This window comes from Clostridium phoceensis (assembly GCF_001244495.1).
Lineage (GTDB): Bacteria > Bacillota > Clostridia > Oscillospirales > Oscillospiraceae > Lawsonibacter > Lawsonibacter asaccharolyticus.
Genome location: NZ_LN866273.1, coordinates 89,457 through 97,530 on the forward strand (window position 1 = coordinate 89,457; position 8,074 = coordinate 97,530).

An 8,074-nucleotide genomic window follows, 5' to 3' on the forward strand; every position below is an offset into this window, starting at 1 on the left:
AGTTCGGCCGAAGCGTCCTCGGTCAGCAGCTGGCGCCGCCCTCCAGATGGAGAGGCGCGTCCAGAATGGCTTGCTTTCGCTCCATCACGTCGCCGGCTTTCAGCTGGCCGATAAAGTTGTCGACACCGATACGCTCGATGAACATACCGAAGCGCTCACCTGTCCTGCCCTGCTCCCGATAGAGGAGCAGCGCCCGCTCCACCATCTCGAAAACCTGCTCTTTGGTGTAGATTTCATCCACCATGGTGCCCAGGCGCTGGCGCTTTCCCCACAGGCCGCCCACAAAAATGCGATAGCCCATCTTCTCCTCCGTCACGCAGTCAAACCGGCAGGCATCCACGCATTTTCCGCAGTTGTTGCAGACGGTCCGGTCGATCTGCATGATGCCATCCTCGTCCAGCTGGGCGGCCTTCACCGGACATACATCCACCACGGAACACTTTTTGCAGCCGTTGCAGTCATCCGGGTCATAGGCGGGCACTCTCTGTCCCATAATGCCGAAATCGTTGAGCGAGGGCTTGATGCAGTTGTTGGGGCAGCCGCCGATGCCGATTTTGAACTTGTGGGGCAGCTTGACATCGTACCAGCCCTTGTAGAACTTCTCATGAAGTTCTCGGGCCAGTCCCTGAGTGTCGATCAGGCCGTGGACACACACGGTGCCCTTGCAGGCCACAATGGGGCGCACCCGAGACCCGGTACCGCCGGTGTACAGGCCCGCTGCCTTGATACACGCGTCAAATGGCTCTATGGTTTCATAGGTCAGCCCTTGCACTTCGATCGTCAGGCGGGAAGTCATGGCCAGCTGTCCGCTGCCATATTTCTCTGCGGCCTCGGCCGCTGCCATAAACTGACTGCTGGTGAGCACCCCGTTCACCGTAATCAGACGGGCCACAAAGTGTTCCCCGTCCCTGTTCATGATGTAGCCTCTCCCTTTTAAGGCTTTTTTCTCCGCGTCGGTGATTTTCATACTGTCTACTCTCCTTGCTGTCTGAAAATAGTTGTCACACTTATTGCCCCAGCTGGGTGTTGAACAACACGCCGCCCTCCAGAATGCGGGTATTGGTATAGCCAAAGTGTTTCAGTCGATTCTGCAGCAGATAAGTTCGCTTCCCGGTTGAACATACCAACAGCAGTTTCTCATCCAGGGGGTGTCCCTCCAGCGGGCCGTTCACCTGGCTGAGCTGAATGTAAGGCACGTCCGGAAGGGCGGGTTGGATGGACACGTCCAACATGGTGTAGCCTTCCGCCTCACCCGCGGCATACTGGGCGGGGGTAAAGGACTCCAGTTTGCCGGACAGCTTGTTCAGCAGGGCGTTTACTGCCACGGCAAAGGGATGGATAGCAGTAGAAAAGGGAGGCGCATAGGCGAAATCGCAGTTCTGCAGGTCCTCCAGAACTGCCCCCATGGAGATGGCGGTAACGGCGATGTCGGTCATCTTGTCCACCGCCCCGTTCCCCAAAGTCTGCATCCCCAGCAGTCTGTGGTTCTCCTTGTCGCAAATGAGCTTTATCATCATCTTTTCCGACCCGGGGTAGTAGTGGGCCTTGTCGTCCACTGCCACCACAATGGTCTCCACATCAATGCCGGCCCTTCTGGCGGCGGTCTCGGTGAGGCCGGTTCGGCCCATGCTCACGCCGGGCAGCTTGGCCACCCCGGTGCCCAGCACGCCGGGGTAGGCAGGACCGACCTCACCGGCAATCCTGAGGGCAGCCAGCCGACCGGTGATGTTGGCGGTGGATCCCATGGCGGACCACTGGCGATTTCCAGTCACGCGGTTGGTCACCAGGGCGCAGTCGCCCACGGCATAAATATCCGGATCGTTGGTGCGCATATCTCCATCCACCACCAGTGTGCCCTTGACCATTTCCAGGCCGGAGTCCGTCAAAAACTCCGTATTGGGGCGGTTGCCCATGGCCAGCAGCACCGCATCCGCCTTCATGGGACGGCGGCTGGTGAGTACCTTCTCCGCCTTGCCGTTTCCAGTAATTCCCTCCAAAGCCACGCCGGTAAAGGGCATCACTCCCGCATCGACCATTTTGGACTCCACATAAGTACAGCACTCCGGGTCCAGCAGCTCAGACAGCACATGGGGAGCAAAGTCGATTACGGACACCTTCACGCCCTGGGCAGCCAGGTTCTCCGCCGCCTCCAGGCCGATGAAGCCGCCGCCTACCACAACAGCCCGCCTGATTTCTCCTGCATCCACCTGCTCCCGCATGGCTGCCGCGTCATCAGGGGTTCGCAGAAAGAATACATTCTTCAAACCCAGCCCCTCACACTGGGGGACGAAGGATCGGGCGCCCACCGCCAGGACCAGCTTGTCATACCCCTCGGTGAAGGTTTCTCCCGTGATCAGATCTTTGGCTGCAACTGTTTTGCCGGCGCGGTCCAGACCGGTAACTTCCACACCGGTGCGCACCTGGGCGCCGGTGAGTCCAGTGAATGCCTCGGGGGTATTGACCACCAGAGCGCCTCGTTCTTCAATCACATGTCCCACATAATAGGGCAAACCGCACCCTGCGTAAGAGATGTCCTTCCCTTTGTTCAGAATCAATACCTGCGCGTCTGGTCTCTCCCGCTTCAGCTTGGCCGCAACCTTTGTGCCCGCTGCCACACCGCCTACGATCAATACTTTCATGATCAGGTTCCTCCTTACTTTTTACCTCCATGCTGATGTTATCGACCGATCTCCACCTGTCCCCGCAGGAATGCTTCCACCTGTCCCGCATCCGGAATCGCCTCAATATTCCCCGGAGCAGAGACCACCAGCGCGCCGATGGCGTTGGCTCTCCGCAGCGTCTGTTCCAGAGGCAGTCCCTCCAGATAGCCGCTTAAAATTCCGGCGCAAAACGCATCTCCGGCTCCAAAGGCGTCCACGACCCGTTTCACGGGAAAGCCGGGCGAAACCACCTTCCGCCCCTCCTCATATCCGATGGCCCCTTTGGCTCCATCCTTAATGATAACAGAAGGAATCCGGTATCGCTCCTGGAAAATTCTCGCAATTTCGTCCGGCTGATCCGTCCCAAAGAGGAGCTGCCCCTCTTCCCTGCCGGGCAGGACGATGTCCACCATGGGCCAGATTTTCTCCATCGCCGCACGCGCCTCGTCAATGGTCCACATCTTCAGACGGAGGTTGGGATCGAAACAGACTTTGACCCCCTTCTCTTTGGCGGCCTCTATCGCCCTGCACGCCGTGGCGGCCACCGCAGGACTCACCGCCAGCGTAATTCCCGAAACCATAAAATACCTGGCGCTCTGGATGTACGACTCGTCCAGCAGATCAGGCGTAAATGCGCTGAATGCAGAATTTTTTCGATAATAGGTATTCCGGTATTCCCCGTTCCCCATGGCCTCTCGGAAGAATATCCCGGTGCTGTGTCCGGCATCAAAGGCCACACGGCTGGTGTCCACACCTTCTCCGCGGAAGGTGTTCACTATCAGGCGCCCGAATTCATCGTCTCCAACCCGGCTGATCCAGCCTGCGGTGTGCCCCTGCCGAACCACGCCTGTAGCCACATTCGTCTCTGCTCCCCCTGTATGGCTTGTATATTGGTGCGCATACCGCAGCGGTCCGGGCGTGACGCTGTCGAACACGACCATGGTCTCTCCCAACGTGACAACATCGACCATTTGACATTCCTCCCCACCGTTCTTTATTAATTTCCAACTGGAATCCCGCTTTGATCGTACCACATTTCATCAAAATTGACCACTACCGCCTCGCTATATCATCGATAATTTCCAGTTATGGATCAGACCCTTCGCTTTTTTCCTGATCGTTAAATTCATAATTTTTAGTTATTAAAACGATAAGAGATTGATAGTTTACAAACAAAAAGTTCTATGATAGCATCAAGCCAGGTTAAGCAAACGGGTACCCGCTCGACAGCAACATTCGGACCGAACCATTCAAAATCCTATCATCTATCAGAAAAGGAGAGCAAAATCATGGATGTTAAGAAGTTTTCCGGTGTGTATCCCGCAGTTATTACTCCTTTTGATGCCAAGGGTGAGGTCGATGTAGAAAAGCTGCGCAACTATATCGATTACCTCAGCGACCGCGTGGACGGCCTGTTCGTGGGCGGCTCTTATGGTTCCGGCCCCATCATGAGCGTGGCGCAGCGGAAGACTCTGGCGGAAGTCACCATTAAAACCGCCGCCGGCCGTGTGCCCGTCATCATGCATATCGGCTGCACCAATCTGAACGACACCATTGAGCTGGCTCAGCACGCCGAGTCCGTCGGCGCCGACGCCATTGCTGCCGTAACCCCCTTCTACTATCGTCACACCCCCGAGGTAATCAAGCAGTATTACGCCGACATTATCGCCTCTGTCAAGATCCCCGTCATCCTCTACAACAACCCCAAGTACTCCAACTTCACTGTGAACGGCGACCTGCTGGCTGAGTTGGCCGACATCGGCCTGGAGGGCGTGAAGGACTCCTCCGCCGACATTGCTCTGTTCTATGACTTCATGGCGAAGGTCAAAAAAACCGGCTTCCTGTTCCTGATCGGTTCCCAGACTCACCTGTTGCCTGCTGTGGTGGGCGGTGCTCACGGCTGTGTGTCTGGTCTGTCCAACGCCTTCCCGGCCTTTATCAAGGAGATCTATGAGGACTGCAAAGCCGGCAAGTTTGCCGAGGCCCGCGAGCTGCAGCTGAAAGCCAATCTGCTTCGGTCCGTTACCGGTTCCGGTATCCCCGTCCCCTTCTATCACGCCGTCCTGCCCATGCTGGGCGTAGACATCGGACTGCCCAAGCGGCCCTTCCTCCCTCTGGGAGAGGCGGAAGTGGAACGTATCCGCAAAGCATTGACGGAGACTCAGATGATCATCGGTTAATCCTCCTGTTGGCGGCTCACATTCCTGTGCATGTGGGCCGCCTTTTTATGATCAATTATCGAGTTCCAAAAAGGAGGAATCCCCATGATCTTCACCCACAGAAATGACTGCGACCGCTATCAGGGCATTACCCCAAATCTGGATGTGGCCCTGCGGTTCATACAAGCAACGGACTTGGACGCTCTGGAACCGGGAAAACACTCTATTTCCGGGCAGGACGTGTGGGTCCGTATTTCCGATGTCACAACCAAGCCGGAAGAGGAAGCGGTTCTGGAAGCCCATCGGGACTTTCTGGATATACAAATGGTCCTGCGCGGGGAAGAGATCATCCGCTGCGGCTTTCTGGGACAGATGACCCACGTTACAGACACGTGTCCGGATCGCGACGTCTCTTTTTACAGCGGTCCAAGCCAGCCCATCACCTTGACAGACGGACAGCTTTTGATTCTGTTTCCCGATGATGTCCATGCTCCGGCCCTCGCAAAGGGAAAGCCCTCCGTCGTGCGGAAGGCTCTGTTTAAAGTGAGGTTGTGATATGACAGGCAAAAAGCTTCCTTCCTCCCCTCTGGAGCAGATTCGATTGGTTTTGCTGGATCTGGACGGTACCGCGCTGCTGCCGGACGAGACCCTCTCGCCCACTCTTCTGGAAACTCTGCATCAGCTTCGCGGCAGAGTTCTTTATACCTTCATCTCCGCCCGATCCCCCGCCATGCTTCGGGTATTCTGCGCGCAGGCGAAAATCTCCGGTCCGGTCATCACCTATGACGGCGCGTTAATCCTGGACTGGAACAGCCAGCGGAAACTGGATTTTCACCCCATACCGTCTGCTCCTGCCCTCCATCTGATGGATATATGCAGCCGTATGCGCCTTGACTACACAGTTTATACTGCGGAACACGCCTATCTGGGCCAGCACACCACCCGCCTGCCCCGTTTCCGACACTATAATGCCCAGGCCGCTTCGATGGGCATCTCCCCCGTGCCATGCCTTTTCTTCGATGCTTACAGCCCAGACTGGATTGCCCGGGAAGGCGTGGTGAAAATTTTTATTGAAAATCCAGATGAGGCTGTCCGGCAATATCTCTCTCAGGAGCTGGGAAAATCTCCCGATCTCCACGCAAATTGCACCGAGGGAACCTGTATCTCCATCACCTCAAAAGAGGCTTCCAAGGAGTCAGGCGTCCGCTTCCTGTGTCAATATCTGGGCCTTGCCCCGGAACAGGTGTGCGTCTTCGGAGATTACTACAACGATGTGGGGATGTTCCATACGGCAGGCACCTCTGTCGCGATGGGAAATGCGCCGCCGGACGTCCAGCGGGCGGCCCAATATGTGACGCTGCCGAATTCACAAAATGGAGTTGCCTGGTTCCTGTCTCAATTTATCGCTGGCCGCTGAAGAACGATTCCTGAGCTTTTTATAAAATTCGGTAACGCCACAACGTCTGATAAGAAAGGCACACTTATCATGTATCTTTCTTTGCCAATTCCAGACAAAGTGTTCGGAATTAGGAGTAATCTGTGGTCCTCTTGGAACAAGCGGTAGCAATAATATAGATGCTTTGTGAAAAATCTATGACCTGGTAGACTGAAGGGGCGGCAGATTGCCGCCCCTTTTCCCTATCTATTCTCCGCAAACCATATTGAAACGTCTGGATTTGTCTCCTCAACTGGTGCCATTTGCGCCAGCTTTCAATTTTGCTATTTATATCGTTCTCATCTGCCCAACAGGTATTTCTCAATGCAGCATTTGAGTGCTGGCAACTGTAAAATTCCTTGTGCAAGTTTGATTAACACACGATGCCTTCCTCATATTTTAAAAATGAGCTTATAAACTATCTTATCAGCATTCATATATCTCCACATTGGAGATCATCTCCAGGGAGCTATAGGAGATGTTATTGGGCACAGAGTTCTTGTCTCTGGCGCGGTTCAAAGAGTAAACCACGTCCTCGCCGCTGACCATCACACCGGTATCCACTGCGCGCTTGTTTTCCACCTTCGCAAAATTGATGTCGTCCCGCAGAAGGAAGTAGAAGTCCTGGTTGCCCTCGCCGATGACATAGGCCCGGGTAAGGGTGGCATCAGTGGTATTGTCGGCGGTAACGGAAAAGGAATTGCAGTGGAAACACTTAAGTCCGGCACAAATTTTTCCACCACTAAGTAAGGAGACAGTGCGATGAAGAAAAGAATTTCAGCTTTGCTTCTGGCGGCTGTCCTGTGTCTGTGTCTGGTTGTCACCGCTTCTGCTGAAGGGCACTATGTCAACGACCCAGACAATGGACCCCAGTGGGTGGAGGACGGTTCCGGTGAGAACCCGGATCCCGATCCCGACCCCACACCTGACCCTGATCCGACGCCCGGCGGCGGTGGAGGAGATTCCTCCTCCAGCGGCAATCTGGTCAGCATCCCCTCGTCCTCCATCTCCCATGGCCAAGTGACTGCTTCCCCCTCCAGAGCCGAAAAGGGCGAGAAGGTCACCCTGACCGTCAGGCCCGACAGCGGCTATGAGCTGGACCGGCTGACCATCACCGAGCGGGATGGGACCCAGGTGGAGGTAACCAAGGTGAGCGACACCAAGTACACCTTCATCATGCCCAGCGGCAAGGTGACCGTGGACGCCAGCTTTGTGAAGATCCAGGAGCAGACTCCCGCTCCGGAATTTACGGACGTGGCTTCCGGCGCTTACTATGCCGACGCAGTGGCATGGGCTGTAAAGAACGGAATCACCGCCGGGACTACTGCCACAACATTCAGCCCTGACACCCCCTGCACTCGCGCTCAGATCGTGACCTTCCTGTGGCGCTCCGCGGGCTCTCCCAAGGCTAGCGGGAACACCCCGTTTGCCGATGTGGCCTACGGCAGCTATTACTATGACGCCGTACAGTGGGCGGTTGCCCAGGGGATCACCTCCGGCACCAGCGCCACAACCTTCAGCCCTGACGCGACCTGCACCCGTGCGCAGGCCGTGACGTTCCTCTACCGCTATGAGAAATCTCCGGCGGTGGGTGGCGGCAGTATGTTCACGGACGTCGCTGGCAATGCGTATTACATCAATGCGGTCCAGTGGGCTGTGACACAGGGCGTTACCGCCGGGACTTCCGCAACGACCTTCAGCCCCGATAACACCTGCACCCGCGCCCAGATCGTGACGTTCCTGTACCGTGATATGGCATAACCCGCGAGAAGCGCAAACAAAAGCAAAACCTTTGGCAGTTAAACCATGTGGCGGGGGCA

At 56.0% G+C, this 8,074-nt stretch carries 7 protein-coding genes; 4 read left to right on the plus strand and 3 right to left on the minus strand.

All coding sequences use genetic code 11. The features are described 5' to 3' along the window. Window positions 1-22: 22 nt before the first annotated feature. Genes BN1969_RS00770 through BN1969_RS00780 form a run of 3 tightly spaced genes read right to left on the minus strand, consistent with a single transcriptional unit; the run spans window position 23 to window position 3,631 of the window. Window positions 23-967 carry a ferredoxin-like domain-containing protein gene (locus tag BN1969_RS00770; RefSeq protein WP_050622551.1) on the minus strand — a complete coding sequence of 315 codons (945 nt, stop codon included), beginning with the start codon at window positions 965-967 and terminating at the stop codon, window positions 23-25. Window positions 968-1,007: 40 nt separating this feature from the next. Continuing rightward, a complete protein-coding gene (locus BN1969_RS00775) occupies window positions 1,008-2,639 on the minus strand; it encodes an FAD-dependent oxidoreductase (RefSeq protein ID WP_050622552.1) in 1,632 nt (543 codons plus the stop codon). A 38-nt stretch (window positions 2,640-2,677) separates the two neighbouring features. Then, entirely contained in the window at window positions 2,678-3,631 is a 954-nt protein-coding gene (locus BN1969_RS00780) for a sugar kinase (RefSeq protein ID WP_050622553.1), read from the minus strand. 318 nt (window positions 3,632-3,949) lie between these two features. Here BN1969_RS00780 and BN1969_RS00785 point away from each other — a divergent pair, with 318 nt between their 5' ends. The 4 genes from BN1969_RS00785 (at window position 3,950) to BN1969_RS00800 (ending at window position 8,015) form a co-directional block, all read left to right on the plus strand. Beyond that, window positions 3,950-4,840, plus strand: coding sequence for a dihydrodipicolinate synthase family protein (locus tag BN1969_RS00785; protein WP_050622554.1), 891 nt, complete (start codon window positions 3,950-3,952; stop codon window positions 4,838-4,840). 84 nt (window positions 4,841-4,924) lie between these two features. Continuing rightward, entirely contained in the window at window positions 4,925-5,374 is a 450-nt protein-coding gene (locus tag BN1969_RS00790; RefSeq protein ID WP_050622555.1) for a NanQ anomerase/TabA/YiaL family protein, read from the plus strand. Window position 5,375: 1 nt separating this feature from the next. Further along, entirely contained in the window at window positions 5,376-6,236 is an 861-nt protein-coding gene (locus tag BN1969_RS00795; protein WP_050622556.1) for a Cof-type HAD-IIB family hydrolase, read from the plus strand. Between the two features lie 780 nt (window positions 6,237-7,016). After that, window positions 7,017-8,015 (plus strand): S-layer homology domain-containing protein, encoded by a 999-nt coding sequence (locus tag BN1969_RS00800; RefSeq protein WP_050622557.1) that lies wholly within the window; start codon window positions 7,017-7,019, stop codon window positions 8,013-8,015. Window positions 8,016-8,074: the final 59 nt, after the last annotated feature.